The 15,729-nt window shown below is 69.8% G+C and carries 12 protein-coding genes; 10 read left to right on the top strand and 2 right to left on the bottom strand.

The annotated features are described in order from the left end of the window. The 10 genes from VFZ09_RS13230 to VFZ09_RS13185 all read left to right on the top strand — a co-directional run bounded on the left by VFZ09_RS13230 (position 1) and on the right by VFZ09_RS13185 (position 12,383). Positions 1-813, top strand: coding sequence for a hypothetical protein (locus VFZ09_RS13230; RefSeq protein WP_329727907.1), 813 nt, complete (start codon positions 1-3; stop codon positions 811-813). A gap of 5 nt (positions 814-818) precedes the next feature. Continuing rightward, positions 819-1,337 carry a hypothetical protein gene (locus tag VFZ09_RS13225; RefSeq protein ID WP_329727906.1) on the top strand — a complete coding sequence of 173 codons (519 nt, stop codon included), beginning with the start codon at positions 819-821 and terminating at the stop codon, positions 1,335-1,337. Positions 1,338-1,398: 61 nt separating this feature from the next. After that, positions 1,399-1,767 (top strand): hypothetical protein, encoded by a 369-nt coding sequence (locus VFZ09_RS13220; protein WP_329727905.1) that lies wholly within the window; start codon positions 1,399-1,401, stop codon positions 1,765-1,767. 34 nt (positions 1,768-1,801) lie between these two features. After that, positions 1,802-2,953, top strand: coding sequence for a hypothetical protein (locus VFZ09_RS13215; protein WP_329727904.1), 1,152 nt, complete (start codon positions 1,802-1,804; stop codon positions 2,951-2,953). A 187-nt stretch (positions 2,954-3,140) separates the two neighbouring features. After that, a complete protein-coding gene (gyrA, locus tag VFZ09_RS13210; protein ID WP_329727903.1) occupies positions 3,141-5,918 on the top strand; it encodes a DNA gyrase subunit A in 2,778 nt (925 codons plus the stop codon). Positions 5,919-6,207: 289 nt separating this feature from the next. Further along, complete coding sequence (locus VFZ09_RS13205; protein ID WP_329727902.1) at positions 6,208-7,797, top strand: hypothetical protein; 1,590 nt, start codon at positions 6,208-6,210, stop codon at positions 7,795-7,797. Between the two features lie 96 nt (positions 7,798-7,893). Further along, a complete protein-coding gene (locus tag VFZ09_RS13200; protein ID WP_329727901.1) occupies positions 7,894-8,196 on the top strand; it encodes a YkvA family protein in 303 nt (100 codons plus the stop codon). Between the two features lie 80 nt (positions 8,197-8,276). Further along, positions 8,277-9,770: a chromosome condensation regulator RCC1 gene (locus VFZ09_RS13195; RefSeq protein WP_329727900.1), complete on the top strand. Its 1,494-nt coding sequence runs from the start codon at positions 8,277-8,279 to the stop codon at positions 9,768-9,770. Next, positions 9,767-11,203 (top strand): di-heme oxidoredictase family protein, encoded by a 1,437-nt coding sequence (locus tag VFZ09_RS13190; protein WP_329727899.1) that lies wholly within the window; start codon positions 9,767-9,769, stop codon positions 11,201-11,203. The genes VFZ09_RS13195 and VFZ09_RS13190 overlap by 4 nt, the downstream gene beginning before the upstream one ends. Positions 11,204-11,372: 169 nt before the next feature. Then, entirely contained in the window at positions 11,373-12,383 is a 1,011-nt protein-coding gene (locus tag VFZ09_RS13185; protein ID WP_329727898.1) for an NADP-dependent oxidoreductase, read from the top strand. Positions 12,384-12,431: 48 nt separating this feature from the next. On the opposite strand, the gene VFZ09_RS13180 is transcribed toward VFZ09_RS13185, so the two are convergent. Beyond that, the gene (locus VFZ09_RS13180) at positions 12,432-15,116 is read right to left on the bottom strand and encodes a VIT domain-containing protein (RefSeq protein WP_329727897.1); all 2,685 of its coding nucleotides are present in this window, start codon (positions 15,114-15,116) and stop codon (positions 12,432-12,434) included. Positions 15,117-15,120: 4 nt separating this feature from the next. Then, complete coding sequence (locus VFZ09_RS13175) at positions 15,121-15,612, bottom strand: helix-turn-helix domain-containing protein (RefSeq protein ID WP_329727896.1); 492 nt, start codon at positions 15,610-15,612, stop codon at positions 15,121-15,123. Positions 15,613-15,729 lie beyond the last annotated feature (117 nt).

The raw sequence follows: 15,729 nt of genomic DNA, 5'->3' as shown, positions 1-15,729 counted from the left end.
ATGGCGAAGACCGCATCCCGCAAGGCCCCGGCGAGCCGGAAGAAGGCCACCCGCGAGGCTCCGAAGAAGAAGAGCGCCGTTTCCGCGAAGAAGAGCCCCGCGCCCGTGAAGAAGCGTGTGGCTCCGGCGAAGAAGAAGCCCGCCGCCGCGAAGAAGCGCGCCGCCCCGGTGTCCGCTCCCGAGCCCGAGGAGATCACCGCGGACGCGGCGCTCCCCATCTCCGAGCCCGAGTCCGAGATGAAGGCCTTGCCCGCGGGCGAGCCCGTGGCTGGCCCCACGCTGCCCTTCGAGATCGATCCCAAGCGCGTCGAGGAGAGCCTGAGCAAGTTGCGCGGCGAGCTGGTGCACTGGGCCAACAAGGGCCGGTACACGAAGGTGCGCTTCAAGTTCCGGGGCAAGCAGTTGCTGCCGGATCTGCCCATCGCCGCGGTGGTCGCCGCCGAGGGCCTGACGTTCTACTGGGGCGGCATCCTGCGCGCGCTCGTCTTCACGGTGGCCGGTGGCAGCCTGCTGCAGGTGGAGTTCGTCAACGACGCGGACAAGCGCGTGCAGGCCGGCAAGGAGGCCCTGCTCGCGGGTGACCTGGACGATGCGCTGACGCACTTCCGCGATGCGCTCGCCATGGACCGCGACAACATCGGCGCGCACCTCAACGTGGGAGTGGCCCTCAAGCTGAAGGGAGACCGCACGGGTGCACTCGCGGCCTTCGAGCGCGCCAAGGAGTTGGACCCGGAAGGTCCCCTGGGCGCCGAGGCCGAGCGGCTCGCCGCTCCGCTGCGTCCCAAAGACAACACCATGGCTCAGGTGGGCTGATGCCCATGAACGAGGAGGCGTATCCTCGTTCTCGAGCTTTGGAGGTGGTCATGGGCCGGGCGCTTCGAATCCTGATGTGTGCCGTGCTGCTGCTCGCCCCCTTTCAGGACGCGGATGCATCCGGGGCTGTCGGTCATCCGACGCCAGTCCTTGCCTTGGGCCATCCGATCCGTTTCACCGACCTGGCCGGCGGAGTTCCCGATTCGGTCCGGACGCACACGCTCGTATTGATTCTGCGCGGCGAGGTCGCGGCGGCCGGCGATTACTACTTGCTGGCCACGGGCGCATCGCAGTTGCCGAGGTGGTTCACGGCACTTCAGAAGGCTTTCGATACGGCAAGCCGTGCTCCCAACGCTTGCCAGTCCACGGCCAACGCGATCGCCGAGGGTTTCAGGCAGTTGGGTCAGAGTCCCCAACTCATCCGCATCTCGAGCACGGCTGGAGACATGCGGACAACAACTTCCATGTGGCCGTGCGCAATGATGGAAGAATCTTTGATGCCTTTACAGGATCGGTGGGAATGACCTGGGCCGAGTATCAAGCAGCCATGACGTACCTGGGGACGCTTCAGTACACGGTGACTCCATGAGCGCGATTCGTCCCCCCGAGGCGTGGAAGGGCCAATTCGTTTCGACCCTGGATGTGCTGCGCTTCATCCGGGAACAGATTCTGGGTGGGGTGATGCCGGAGATGTTCTTCGGCAGGCTGGATGTAGAGGCCGCGGCCGCGTTCGTACACGGCGTGCGCTTCCACCTGTACTGCGGGGGAGTCGAGGACTCGCGCTACCAGGAGTTCAGCGCCTGGCTGCGCGACGTTCGGAACGAGTTCCCCTCAGGAAGAGGATGGGCCGGGCTGTACCTGGAAGAGGCCGGGGGAGACCACCGGGCGGCCATCCTGCGGTTCCTGGAGCGCTGCGCGGAATACGACGCCCTGTCCCGGGAACGAGTCACCTGAGGACCGCGTCGCGGGAGGTATACTCCTCCTCACCATGGGAGCTCCGCGCGACGAATACCAACGGCGCCTCGAGGGCCGGGCGGAACTGCTGGAGCCCGCTCGCGAGCGCTACTACCGGCTGGTGCTGGTGCTCGCCGAGTCCCGTTGGCAGGAGCGGCTGCGGCGGGAACTTCCCCTGCTGCGCGACATCGCGGCCCACCAGGACGCCCTGGACGCGATGCTCGGCCCCGCCCTGCGCCGCGCCCAGGCCGAGGCCTGGCCCACCAGCAACCCCACCGTCCGCTGTCTCCACGAGGTCCACTCGCTCCACGAGCAGCTCGTCCGCGACGTGGCCCGCAAGCTCGGGCGCAGTCCCCAGGAGCCCCTGGGCCGCTTGATGGACGCACTGGAGGAGTGGCTCGTCACCATCCCCCGCGAAATCCCTCCGCACCTGCGCGCGAGCACCGCGCTGGAGCTGCTCCCGGACTCGCTGCCCGCGCTCCGCGAGGCCGCCGCCTTCGGGGCCTTCCTGGAGCCGCTCTTCGCCCACCCCATGCTGCTCACCGGCCGCATCCCCTTCACCCAGGCGCAGCGCGAGGAACTGCAGCTGGGGTGGCAGCGAGGAGAGGCCGCGCTGGCCTCGGTGTGGCGCCGGCTGTCCGACGTGGACGCGAAGGGCCTCATGGTGGCCGAGCTCCGCAAGCGCGCCGCCCGGGCGCCGTCCCACCCGCCCCGCAACGGCCCCGAGCGCCTGCTTCACGCCGAGTACTGGCACCAGGAGGCCTCGGCCCGGATGCGGCAACTCGTCCTGGCCCGGCTGGCCCCCCTCTCGCCCGAGCCGCATGAGTTCGCCCCCGTGCTCTGGTGGCTCTTCGAGCGCGAGTACGTGCCCCGTGTCCGGCTCCTCCCCTCGGAGGCCATCGAGGACGCCCGGGCGGGGCTGATCGAAGTGGCCTACGAATTGTGGGACGCCCAGCGCCCGGATATTCCCGACGACGAACGGTGGACGCCCGCACGCTGGACGCGGCTGGAGGAGCAGTCCTGGCGAGCGGATGAGGGCCGGACCGGAGCGGACGGCGAGCGGGTTCGCGACGTCCTCCGCTCGCTCATCCAGCGGCACGGCATCGGCTCCGAGAGCCTGCGGGGCTGGAAGGATTCGTCACGGTTGGTTCCGCTGGTGCAACAAGCGCGCTCGCTCATCCGTTGAAGGGGTGAAAAACGGTCCCGGAAGGGGCCTTGGAACCCCCCGGCCGAGCAGGCTCGGGACCGCCTTTCTGGCTACCCCTCACCACCCCCGTGTTTCCCTTGTTGACGCAGGAAAATCCGGGGGTTAGGTAACCACGTTACCCAGATGGGCCCCCTCGTGCGGGCCCCCTCGACACCTCACAGATTTCATGGCCGACGACACCACCGACAAGCCGGCAACGCCCCCCGCTCCTCCGCCTTCGGGCAGCGTGGGAGAACTCATCCCCGTCAACATCGAAGACGAGATGCGCCGCTCGTATCTCGACTACTCGATGTCCGTCATCATCGGGCGCGCCCTGCCCGACGTGCGTGACGGCCTCAAGCCCGTGCATCGCCGCGTCCTCTACGCGATGAACGACCTGGGCAACTACCACAACCGCGCCTACAAGAAGTCCGCGCGCGTGGTGGGTGACGTCATCGGTAAGTACCACCCCCACGGCGACACCGCCGTCTACGACGCCATGGTGCGTCTGGCCCAGGAGTGGAGCCTCCGCTACCTCCTGGTGGACGGCCAGGGCAACTTCGGCTCGGTGGACGGCGATTCCCCCGCCGCCATGCGCTACACCGAAGTGCGCATGGACCGCCTCGCCGAGGAGATGCTCTCGGACATCGACAAGGAGACCGTCGACTTCGGTCCCAACTACGACGACTCCACCGTCGAGCCGCTCGTCCTCCCCAGCAAGTTCCCCAACCTCCTGGTCAACGGCAGCACGGGCATCGCGGTGGGTATGACCACCAACATCCCGCCGCACAACATGACCGAGGTGCTCGACGGGACGCTGCACCTCATCGACCACCCCGAGACCACCGTCCGGGAGCTGATGCAGTTCATCCCCGGTCCGGACTTCCCCACCGCCGGCTTCATCTCCGGCCGCGAGGGCATCATCCGCGCCTACGAGACGGGCCGCGGGCAGATCACCCTGCGCGCCCGCACGGAGATCGAGACCTCCAAGAAGGGAGACCGTGAGGCCATCATCGTCACGGAGATTCCCTACCAGGTGAACAAGGCGCGGCTCATCGAGAAGATCGCCGACCTGGTGCGCGAGAAGAAGCTGGAGGGCATCAGCGACATCCGCGACGAGAGCGACCGGCAGGGCATGCGCATCGTCATCGAGCTCAAGCGCGATGCGATGTCCGCGGTGGTGCTCAACAACCTGTTCGCCAACACCCCGCTGGAGACGACCTTCGGGGCGGTGATGCTGGCCATCGACGGCGGCCAGCCGCGCACGCTCACGCTCAAGGAGCTGCTCGAGCGCTTCATCTCGCACCGCCGCGACGTGGTGACGCGCCGCAGCCGCTTCGAGCTGCGCAAGGCGCGCGCCCGCCGCCACATCGTCGAGGGCTTGCTCGTCGCGCAGGACCTCATCGACCTGGTGGTGAGCCTCATCCGCGCCTCGAAGGATCCGGACGAGGCGCGCTGGGGCCTGATGAACATCCTCTCGCCGGCCCTCTACGAGCACGAGCGCTTCCGCAACCTGCAGCGCATCGACTACGAGAAGGCCAAGGCGCAGATGGAACTGCTCGTCTCGCGCGCGCGCGCCGAGGTGCCGAGCTACTCGGGCCTGGAGCACAAGTACGAGGGCTCGGGCTTCAGCGAGGAGCAGGCGAAGAACATCCTCGAGATGCGCCTGCAGCGCCTCACCGGCCTGCAGCGCGAGGAGCTGTTCCGCGAGCTCGTGGACCTCATCCGGGAGATCCTCCGCCTGGAGGACATCCTCGCCAACGAGTCGAGCCTGCTCAACGTCATCAAGACGGAGCTGAAGGAGATCCGCGAGCGCTACGGTGACAAGCGGCGCACGGAGATCACCGGCGCGGTGGACGAAATCACCAGCGAGGACCTCATCGCCGAGGAGACGATGGTGGTCACGCTGTCGCACACGGGCTACGTGAAGCGCTCGCCGCTGTCCGAGTACCGGGCGCAGAAGCGCGGTGGACGCGGCAAGACGGGGGCGACGACGAAGGAAGACGATTTCGTCACCGACCTGTTCGTGGCGAGCACGCACGCCTTCCTGATGCCGATCACGAACAAGGGCCGGCTGTACTCGCTGAAGGTGCATGAGATTCCGTCGGCGGGCCGGACGTCGCGCGGCAAGGCCATTGTGAACCTGGTGCAGTTCGGCGAGGGCGAGCGGCTGGCGCAGGTGCTGGTGACGCGGGAGTTCGCCGAGAACCAGTTCGTGTTCTTCGTGACGAAGCGCGGCGTGGTGAAGCGCACGGACCTGTCGGCGTTCGCCAACGTGCGGGCGAGCGGCATCATCGCGCTGGGCATCGACGAGGGTGACGAGCTCGTGGCGGTGAAGATCACCGACGGGACGAAGGACATCCTGCTGTCGACGGCGACGGGCATGAGCATCCGCTTCCCGGAGAGCGAGGTGCGCTCGATGGGCCGTCAGGCGTACGGCGTGAAGGGAATCACGCTGGAGGACGGGGACGAGGTGGTGGGGGCGGACGTGGTGGAGAAGGACACCACCATCCTGACGGTGACGGAGAACGGCTACGGCAAGCGGACGCAGGAGAGCGAGTACCGTCAGCAGGGCCGAGGCGGCAAGGGCATCATCGACATCAAGACCACCGAGCGGAACGGCAAGGTGGTGGGCCTGGTCCAGGTGACGGACAAGGACGAGGTGATGTTGGTGACGAACGGCGGAATGCTCATCCGGATGAAGGCGAAGGAGATCTCCGTCATTGGCCGCAACACGCAGGGCGTGCGGCTGATCGCGCTGGAGAGCGCGGACGAGAAGGTGACGGGCATCTCGAAGTTGCCGGAGTCGGAGGACGAGACGGAGAACGGGGGCGAGACGACACCACCGGTGGAAGCGGTGGCGTCGGAGGAGCCGTCGGACACCGGAGCGGCCACGGAGAGCAGCGAAGAGCCGTCGCCGGACACCGGGTCCTCGGACTCGGAGCCGGAGCCCGAGCAGAGCTGAAGCATCACTCCATCCCCATCACCCACCCCACTCGCCCCCACAACCCCTCTCCCTCCGGGAGAGGGACGGGGTGAGGGTATCCGGGCCGCGAGTTGAGCCCGTGTGAAGCCCCCTCTCCCTCTGGGAGAGGGCTGGGGTGAGGGATGACGGTCGCCCTCGAGGGCAGGCCCACAGTGGAACCCCGCACAGAACGCGCACGAGGAAACCCCGTACCGGCTGTCCTGGGCCGGACGGTCAACCCCGCCTTGCACGCATCATTAAGTTCTGGAGGCTTGCGGAGGGGGGTTCAATGCGTTCGTTCTTGGTCCTGGCCCTGGCGGGAGCCACGGCCCTGACGGCCTGTCGTGCGTCCGTGGAGTCGCCACCTGTTCCCACGGAGCCCCAGGTCTCGCGGCATCCGGAGCGCCGGGGCATCAGTCTGCTGGCAGTGAGTGGGCCGCGGACGCTGGCGGAGCCGGGGGAGGACATCGTCGTGGAGCCGCGGCGCTCGCTGGCGGTGACGGACGAGGTCATCCTGGCGCGCTTCAGGTTCGAGGAGGTGATGAACCGGCTGGCGGAGCAGAGCGGCATTCCGGGGCTGACGGGGCTGAGGCTGTACCAGGAGTGGTGGGACTCGCAGCGGAAGGCGCCGGGGCTGGGGCTGGGCGGCCCGCACTGCGATGACGAGCAGCTGCCGGATGGAAAGCCGATCTTCAACAGCTACCCCTACTCGTGTCCGCGCGAGGAGTGGAAGCAGGCACTGGAGAATCCCTTCCTCGAGCCAGCGACGAACCCGGCGGCGTACGTGCCGATTGGACTCTTCAACCGTTTCGATCTGGCGGCGCAGGACGGGAGCGACTGCGGGGAGTACCGCATCGTCTTCGCGCGCCGCTCGGGGATGACCGAAGCGCGGCAGCGCAACCTGATCGCCTTCGAGGGGGTGCTGCCCAACCCGAAGCCGAAGAAGGGGCTGGAGGGGTGCCGCAAGGTGGCGCGCTTCTGGGCGGAGCTCTCACAGGAGCCCGACCCGGCGGCGCGCGCCGAGGCGCTGCACCGCTTCTACTTCGAGGGCGTGGGGAAGTTCCCGCCGGTCATCCACCCCGACCACCTCGGCAACGCCACGGAGCAGGCGACGGGGCAGGTGCGCACCAACCAGTTCATTCAGAGCAGCGTGCAGGGCACGTGGACGCTGCGTGAGTTCCGCCTGCGCAAGCGGTGCACGGGGGACTCGTGCGTGATGCGCTTCGAGCCGGACACGGTGAAGACGAACCCGGCCGGCGTGCTCTTCAGCACGAAGCAGGAGCACCCGTTGAAGGAGGCGTTCTCGGAGTCGCTCGTGTCCCAGGTGGAGACGTTGGCGGGCAATGAGCTGCTGCGCTACAGGCTGGACGTGGACGACCGGTTCAACAGCGGGCAGAGCCACGCGAACGGAACGGAGAACCTCTACGCCCACCAGATGGGGAAGGGGGACAGCCCGCTGCGCAGGAAGCTCCAGAAGCGGCTCGAGGAGCTGGGCAGCCCGCTCACGGTGGACAACATCGTCGCGCGGGTGCAGACGCTCTCGTGCGCGGGGTGCCACCAGCTGAGCACCAAGGCGGACCTCGGTGGTGGGCTCACCTGGCCCAGCAAGACGACGCTCTTCACCTTCGTGCACGTGAGCGAGCGCACGACGGATGTGGGGCCGGATGGCCCGCGCTTCGGGCTCTCGGAGGCGCTGGTGGGCACCTTCCTCCCGCCGCGGCAGCAGCTGCTGGAGGCCTTCCTCGCGCGGCGCCCGCCCTTCGACAAGCACCCGGACCCGGATGACGAGTGCAAGGAGCCAGAGGTGCGCGGGGCGCGGGCGGACAAGCCCGGGAAGGACAAGCCGGACAAGGACCGGTGCGAGGACGAGGTCGACTGAGGACACTCGCGAGCGAGGCCGCTTGCCCCGCGAGCGGCCAGGCACCTACGGTGGAGGGGTCGCAATGGAGCGCGCCCTCCATTCGTAGGAGAGGACATGAACGTCGCAGGCCTTCGAGCAATGGGGACCCGGTTCTTCCGTTACGTGCGAGACCCGCGCGTGCCGCTGTGGCGGAGGCTGGCCGGGCTGTTCGCCGTCATCTACTTCGTGTCGCCCGTGGACGCGCTGCCGGACTTCCTGCCCATCCTGGGCTGGCTGGACGACGTGGGCGTGCTGTCGGCGGTGGCCTTCTTCATGGTGCGCGAGGTGCAGAACTACCAGCCGGAGCGGGAGCAGTCGGGCTGGCCCCAGCCGGTGGACGGGGGCCAGACGGTCACGCCTCCGCTGCGCGAGCGCTGAGGGGCGGCTTGTCCTCCCGTGGGGGAATGGGTTAGCGGCAAGGCTTTCCGCCGGAGGACCGCTCCGGTGAAGGGAGAGCCATGTACCGACGTTCGCCTCATGTCCTGCTCGGAGCCGTGCTGCTGTGGAGCTGTGGTGGCAAGCCGCCCGATACCGACACGCCCCCGTCTCCGGTGGATCTGACTCCGCCGGCCGTGCTGCTCGCCTCGCCGTACGAGGCGCGGCGTCTGGGCACGTACCAGGCCGTGCGGCTGGAGGGCACGGCGGGTGATGACACCGGCGTGGCGCGGCTCACCTGGCGGCTCAACGACGGTGAGTCCCAGGTGCTCGAGTCCACGGAGGCGGAGGGCGGGCGGGCCTTCTCGCTGGAGGTGATGCCCCGGCCCGGAGCCAACACCGTGGTGGTGCGCGCGGAGGACGCCGTGGGCCACGTGGCCGAGGCGTCCGTCTCCTTCCACTTCGGCAACCTCGTGTCGGCGGGAGGCCTGCACGGCGGCGCGGTGCGCGGCGGACGGCTGTACACGTGGGGGCAGAACACGCAGGGCCAGCTCGGGGTGGGGGACACCACGGCGCGCTCCACGCCCGCGGTGGTGGACCTGACCCGGGTGGCCTCCATCGCCTTCAGCAGCAACACCTCGCTGGTGGTGCGCGAGGACGGCACGGTGTGGACGTGGGGCGCCAATGCCAGTGGGCAGCTCGGCCTGGGGACGCCTCCGGTGGAGGGGCAGACGCGCACGCCGGACACCGTGGCCCGCAACCGGCCCACGCAGGTGCCCGGGCTGACGGACGCGGTGTCCGGAGCGCTCGGTTTCAGCCATTCGCTCGTGCTGAAGGCGGACGGCACGGTGGTGGCCTTCGGGAAGAACAACAACGGCCAGCTCGGGGATGGCACCACCACGGACCGCGACTACCCGGTGCCCGTGCGTGGGCTGACGGACGTGGTGAAGCTGGCGGGCGGCTCGCAGCAGTCGGTGGCCCTCACGCGGGACGGCTCGGTGTGGGTGTGGGGCAACAACAACTTCGGCAACCTGGGGCAGGGCACGGAGGACTCGCTGGCGCACGCCGAGCCCGCGCGGGTGCCGGGCCTCTCCGGCGTGGTGGACATCGCGAGCGGACGCGACCACGTGCTGGCGCTCCACGCGGACGGCACGGTGTCCGCCTGGGGACTCAACGTCAGCGGTCAGGTGGGCAATGGCGAGAGTGGCACGGGCAAAGAGGTGCACGCGCCGGTGAAGGTGGTGGGCCTGACGGAGGGGGTGGCCGTGGCCGCCAACTCCAACTTCAGCCTCGCGCTCAAGGCGGATGGCACGCTGTGGGGCTTCGGCCAGAACTTCAACGGGCAGCTCGGCAACGGGCTGAGTGGCTCGGAGCAGCAGGCCCATCCGCTCGCGGACACGGCGGTGGTGGGACTGTCGGAGCTGCGGGACGTCGCCGCGGGCTCCACGTACGGGTTCGGGCTGCGCCGGGATGGCCAGCTCTTCGGGTGGGGGTGGAGCAGCAATGGCTCGCTCGGCAATGACGAGCTGCAGAACAACTGGACCTACCCCGAGCCCGTGAAGGTGAAGCTCCCATGAGGACACGCCACGGCTGGATGTTGGCGTCGGCACTGGCCCTCGTGGCGGCGGCGTGCCGCGAGGAGCCTCCGTCTCCTCCAGGCGAGGAGCCTCCGGTGCGCTGGGATGTGGTGGAGCCCGGCGAGGAGCTGTCGGGGGGTGAGGCGGGCACCGTCACCCAGACGGGCGCACAGGCCTTCTCCCAGGCGTTGCCCGCGCTGACGCTGGAGCGGCGCTCGGGGTTCGTCTCGGGGCGGGGCCTCTTCGAGATTGATTGGGTGCCGGCACCGGCCTCGAGCAGCCGGGCGGACCGGGACGGACTGGGGCCCCTCTTCCACGCGGTGGCATGCATCTCGTGCCACCCGGCCAATGGGCGGGCCGCGCCGCCGGACGAGCCCGGCTCCACGGGTGAGGCGTTGCTGGTGCGCCTGAGCATTCCGGGCACGGCGCCGAATGGAGGCCCGCTCCCCGAGCCCACCTATGGAGATCAGCTCCAGCCGAAGGGCATTCCCGGAGTGCCGGCCGAGGCGCGGGTGGTGGTGCGCCACACGCCGCGCGAGGGCAGCTTCGCGGACGGAGAGGCCTTCACCCTGCAGGCTCCGGAGTACGTGCTGGAGGCACCGGCTCATGGCCCGCTGCACCCGGAGACGATGCTCTCGCCCCGGCTCGCCCAGCCGCTGCACGGGCTCGGCCTGCTGGCGGCGGTGCCCGAGGAGACGGTGCTGGAGTGGGCGGATCCGGACGACGCGAATGGAGATGGCATCTCCGGCAGGCCCAACCGCGTGTGGAGCGTGCGCCAGGGCCGGCAGGTGCTGGGACGCTTCGGCTGGAAGGCCAACCAGCCGGACCTGGAGCAGCAGAACGCGGGGGCCTTCCAGGGAGACATGGGGCTCACCACGCCCCTCTTCACCGCGCAACCCTGCACTCCAGCGGAGCAGGCCTGTGGGGACGCGCCCACGGGTGGCGCTCCGGAAGTGGAGTCCCTCCGGCTGGCGGCGCTCACCTTCTATTCGCATGTGGCGGCCGTGCCAGCGCGGCGGAACGTGGACGCGCCCCGGGTGCTGCAGGGCAAGGCCGTCTTCCACCGCGTGGGGTGCGCGGGCTGCCACCGGCCCACGCTCGGCACGGGGACTTTGGAGGGCTACCCGGAGCTCGCCGGACAGACGATCCGTCCCTACACGGATCTGCTGTTGCACGACCTGGGCGAGGCACTCGCGGACGGACGGCCGGACTTCGAGGCGACGGGGCGCGAGTGGCGGACGGCGCCGCTGTGGGGCATCGGACTCACGGCGACGGTCAACGGACACACGCGCTTCCTGCACGATGGGAGGGCGCGCTCGTTGATGGAAGCCATCCTCTGGCACGGAGGCGAGGCCGAGGCCTCGAGGGAAGCCGTCCGTCAGCTCTCGAGGGACGAGCGAGAAGCACTCCTCTCCTTCCTCGAGTCGCTGTAACCAGGTCAGCCGTGGAACCACGGTCCCGCGGCTGCACCGTGCCCATCACCCCTCGCCCTCCGGGAGAGGAGCCCCCCGTCGTTCAAAGGGGGGGCAAGCCCCCCGGGGTGAGGGTATCCGTCCCCGTTCCCCTGGCCCGTGCATCCCCTGGAGATTAAGAGGGGGCCCCATGACCCCCACCAATCATCAGTTCCGTCTCGCCGCCCGTCCCATGGGCATGCCCAAGCGTGAAGACTGGTCCTACACCGAAGAGCCCGTGCGCGAGCCGGGTGAAGGAGAACTGCTGGTCAAGGTGCTCTACATCTCGCTCGACCCGGCGATGCGCGGGTGGATGAACGAGGGCAAGTCGTACATCCCGCCCGTGGGCATCGGCGAGGTCATGCGAGCCGGCGCCGTGGGCCGAGTCATCGCCAGCAAGCACCCGGGCTTCGCGGTGGGTGACCATGTCTCCGGCTACTTCGGCGTGCAGGAGTACGCGCTCTCCAACGGCAAGGGCGTCACCCAGGTGGACACGAGCTTCGCCGCGCTGCCCGTGTACCTCGGCACGCTGGGCATGCCGGGCATGACGGCGTACTTCGGGCTGCTGGACATCGGCAAGCCGCAGCCGGGCAACACCGTGGTCGTCTCGGGAGCGGCGGGCGCCGTGGGAACGGTGGTGGGGCAGATCGCGAAGCTCAAGGGCTGCCGGGTCGTGGGCATCGCGGGTGGTGCGGACAAGTGCCGGTACATCGTCGAGGAGCTCGGCTTCGACGCCGCCATCGACTACAAGTCCGAGGACGTCAAGAAGGCGCTGCGCACGCACTGCCCCAACGGCATCGACGTCTACTTCGACAACGTGGGGGGCGACATCCTCGACGCGGCGCTCACCCAGCTGGCGATGCGCGCGCGCATCATCATCTGTGGCGCCATCTCCCAGTACAACAACACGACGCCGGTGAAGGGCCCGTCCAACTACCTGTCGCTGCTCGTCAACCGCGCGAGCATGACGGGCATGGTGGTGTTCGACTATGCCGCGCGCTACGGCGAGGCCGCGCGCGAGATGGCGGGCTGGATGGCCGCCGGCAAGCTCAAGTCGCGCGAGGACATCGTCGAGGGGCTGCAGACGTTCCCGGACACCCTGCTCAAGCTCTTCAAGGGCGAGAACACGGGCAAGCTCGTGCTCAAGGTGGCCAACGAGTGAGGGCGGGCGCCGGGGCGCGAGTCCTGCGCCCCGGCACCGATTCCCGGCTCAGCGCGCGGCGAGTGCGTCGACGTGCTGGCGCAGGTCCACCTCGTTCTGCAGTCGCGAGCTGAGCCCGGCGATGGGCTGAGCGGCCTGGGCGATGCGCCCACGGGTGCGAGGACCCGCGGCCACCAGCCACGCCACGCCGAGGGCGAGCTCGGCCACGTCGGGAGTGCCGCCGAGCTGCGGGACGAGCGCGAGCAGTGCCTCCACGGCCTTCTTCACCTGGGCGCCGTGCAGGGCATGGCTGCTGGTGATGCCCTGGCGCAGCAGCTCCAGCAGGGCGAGCGCGGTGGCGCGGGCCTGGCGCACGGGCTCGGCGCCCGGACCCGTGCCCGCCCACAGGCCGCTCGCGAGCTGCGTCCCGAGCAGGCCCACCCCGCCGTCAACCGCGGGCTCCGGCTCCATGGGCGCCTCGGCCGCGGGCGCGCTCAACGACAGCTCCTCGAACGCCTGCGCCTCGCCTTCGTAGCTCAGCTCATCCATGCTGGCCCCCAGGGAGAGTCCATCCGCCGCGTCGTCGCTCGGGGCGGCCATGCCGACCCCTCCCGCGGGCTCCGGGGCCTTGTCCTTGAACAGGGCCCCGAAGAACCCTCCCTTCTTCTTCGCGGCCTCCTGGGGAGCCGGAGCGGCGGCGCGAGCCGGAGCCGCTGGGGCGGGTGCCATGGGGGCCCCAGGACGCGGCGCGGCCCCCGGGGCGGAACGCGGCGCACTCGGGGGGGGAGGAATCGCGCCCACGCCCGGAGGCGGCATACCCGCGAGGGTGGAGCTGGCGGAGACGGACTTCGCGGGCACTGCCGGGAACGAACCCGTGGTGCGCTGCCGCGACGCGCCGCCTCTCGAGCCACCCAGGGTGAGGGAGTCCGCGGCCTCCTCCCGCTTCGCCGTGCCGAACATGGCCCAGCCGGCGGGGGCGTTGACGGGAACGACGCGCGTCTCCGGCTGGCCCGAGGCGCGGCGCTCTCCCGTGCGCTCCTCCACCACGACGAAGGACGTGTACGGCGTGACGATGCCGTGCGCGAGCGCCAACTGGACGATGCGCTCCTTGAGTGCCTGCGCACGCCGGCCCACCAGCGCCGCGTCCTGCCAAGAGCGGATGCGCTCGGCGGCCCACAGCTTCTCCACCGCGGGCCTGTCGCTCCGGGCGGGGAAGCTCACGGGGATGGAGAGCGAGAAGGTCTCCGCGCCCGACTTGCCCTTGAGCACCAGCTTGCCGTTGCCGGGCGTGGTGTAGCGGCCGAAGAGGCTCCACGGCGTGCCGTCCACGAGCTGGGGCGGCTCGGCGGGGGCCAGCTCCGAGGCCTCCACGCCCTCGAAGCGCACCTCCACGCCGGTGACGCGGGGCGCGAGCGCGCGGGAGAACTGCGCCACCACCTTGTCGTCGATGCGCTCGCCGGGGTGGATGAACTCCACCGCGCCGCCCGTCTGCTTCGCCATGTCCTTGAGCAGCACGTCACTCACGTTGGTGCCGATGCCGAACGAGTAGATGCGCGCCGTCCCACGGTCCCCCATCACCGCATCGAGGATTTCGGACTCGTTGCCCACCTGTCCGTCGGTGAGCAGCACCACCACGCCGTCCGGCACGGACTGCACCGCGGCCCGCATGGGCTGGAGCAGCTCGGTGCCACCACTGGCGACCAGGCTGGACACCCAGCGGTCGGCCTGCTCCAGCGTCTTCTGGGTGAAGGGCACCGGCTGCGGGGCGAAGGAGTGGAAGCGGTTCTCGAAGGCGATGATGTTGAAGCGGTCTCCCTCGCGCAGGTGGCGCAGGCACAGCCGGAGCGCGCCCTGGGCCTGGGGGAGGCTCTCGCCGTCCATGGAGCCCGAGGTGTCCACGACGAACACCACCTCCTGGCGCTTGGGGCCCGAGGCCATGCCCAGCAGGTCCGGCACCACGGTGAGGGCGAAGGTGCCCGGCTCCTCGCCCTGGCGGTGGGTGACGAGCGTGGTGAGCGGGGTGCTGGTGTCCGGGCTGCGGATGCTCAGCACGATGTCCCGGTCCAGCGCCACCTGGGGCTGGGAGAGCTTCACGCGCGTGCCGCCCTCGGCGCGGGAGAGGTCCAGCTTGTGCGAGGGGCTCTCCACCACCACCTCACGGCCGAGCGAGATGAGCAGGTCCAGGGTGAGGCCATAGCGCGCGTCACCCACGGGCGGGGTGATGCGGTCCGCGTCGGGCACGCGGTTCGTCGGTTCGGCCGCGCCATGGGCGGTGCGGTCCCCCGAGGGCGTGCCGGGGATGTAGCGGGGCGCGACGAGGGTGGGCAGGGCCCAGCGCACGCAGCCCTCCTCCACCTGGATGGCCTGGAGGAACTCCACCTCCACGAGCGTCTCCTCGCCGGGCAGGAGGTTGCCCACCTGGGCGGTGAAGACGTTGGGGCGCTCCTGGTCGAGCAGCGCGGCGCCATGACCGGCCGTCACCGCGGTGTCATAGGTGCGGAAGGCCTCCTCGCGCTCCTTGAGGACGCCCTGCACGCGGCGGCCGGCGCACTCCATGGAGAACGCGGTGAGGGTGGCGTCGGAGGGGAGGGGAAAGACGTAGACGGCCTCGACGGGCTTGGACTCGGTGTTGCGGTAGCGCTGGCGCACGCGCACGCGGGCGTGGCCTCCGAGGAGCTCGCCGCTGACGTCCACGCCCTGAAGGGGAACCTGCGCACCGCTCTGCGTGTACAGCCCTGCCTTCTGGATCTCCATGGCTCTACCTTTCCTGGGACTCCTGGATGAGGGCGCGCACGCGTTCCGCGAGCGCCCGGGTCTTCGCGTCCGCCGTATCGGCGAGGTGCAGCTCCAGCCCTGGCGCCAACTCCCACCGCCGCCAGCTTGTCACCGGGCTGGAGGGGCTGGGAGGGGCCTCGGCCTTCACCGGCTCGGGGAGGGCCGGTGCGGCGGGGGCGGACGTTGAGGAGGTGACAGCGGTGGGCTCGGACTCGGTGAGCGCCTTCAGCTCGTCGGGGCCCAGCCGCGCCAGCTCCACCTGGATGGCATCGAGCGGGAGGAACCGCGCCTGCAGGGCCCGGATGGCCTTGAGGCGGACCAGGTGCTCCTCGCCATAGACGGTGTCCGGCCCCTTGAAGGGCGGGGCGGGCAGGAGCCCGCGCTGGACGTAGTAGCGCACGGTGCGTGGGGACACGCCCGCCGCCTCGGCCAGCTCCGTCAGCTTCCACTCCTTGCGTGTGTTCGTCGTGCTCACGCCCCTGACAATAAGACCCGACACCGGTGGTGTCAAGATATCAGTGGTGAGTTGTCACTGTCATGAAGCCAGTGTCGGGATGTAGGAGAGCAGGCGACCTGGCTTGCATGGTGGGGG

This window comes from Archangium sp. (genome assembly GCF_036277355.1).
In the GTDB taxonomy this organism is placed as follows: Bacteria; Myxococcota; Myxococcia; order Myxococcales; family Myxococcaceae; genus Archangium.
This window is presented reverse-complemented; position numbering and strand designations above follow the sequence as displayed.

Coding starts and splice junctions, on each gene's coding strand:
- VFZ09_RS13225 (WP_329727906.1), top strand. CDS start 819: ATGAACGAGGAGGCGTATCCTCGTTCTCGAGCTTTGGAGGTGGTCATG.
- VFZ09_RS13190 (WP_329727899.1), top strand. CDS start 9,767: ATGAGGACACGCCACGGCTGGATGTTGGCGTCGGCACTGGCCCTCGTG.
- VFZ09_RS13220 (WP_329727905.1), top strand. CDS start 1,399: ATGAGCGCGATTCGTCCCCCCGAGGCGTGGAAGGGCCAATTCGTTTCG.
- VFZ09_RS13215 (WP_329727904.1), top strand. CDS start 1,802: ATGGGAGCTCCGCGCGACGAATACCAACGGCGCCTCGAGGGCCGGGCG.
- VFZ09_RS13205 (WP_329727902.1), top strand. CDS start 6,208: ATGCGTTCGTTCTTGGTCCTGGCCCTGGCGGGAGCCACGGCCCTGACG.
- gyrA (WP_329727903.1), top strand. CDS start 3,141: ATGGCCGACGACACCACCGACAAGCCGGCAACGCCCCCCGCTCCTCCG.
- VFZ09_RS13195 (WP_329727900.1), top strand. CDS start 8,277: ATGTACCGACGTTCGCCTCATGTCCTGCTCGGAGCCGTGCTGCTGTGG.
- VFZ09_RS13185 (WP_329727898.1), top strand. CDS start 11,373: ATGACCCCCACCAATCATCAGTTCCGTCTCGCCGCCCGTCCCATGGGC.
- VFZ09_RS13200 (WP_329727901.1), top strand. CDS start 7,894: ATGAACGTCGCAGGCCTTCGAGCAATGGGGACCCGGTTCTTCCGTTAC.
- VFZ09_RS13180 (WP_329727897.1), bottom strand. CDS start 15,116: ATGGAGATCCAGAAGGCAGGGCTGTACACGCAGAGCGGTGCGCAGGTT.
- VFZ09_RS13230 (WP_329727907.1), top strand. CDS start 1: ATGGCGAAGACCGCATCCCGCAAGGCCCCGGCGAGCCGGAAGAAGGCC.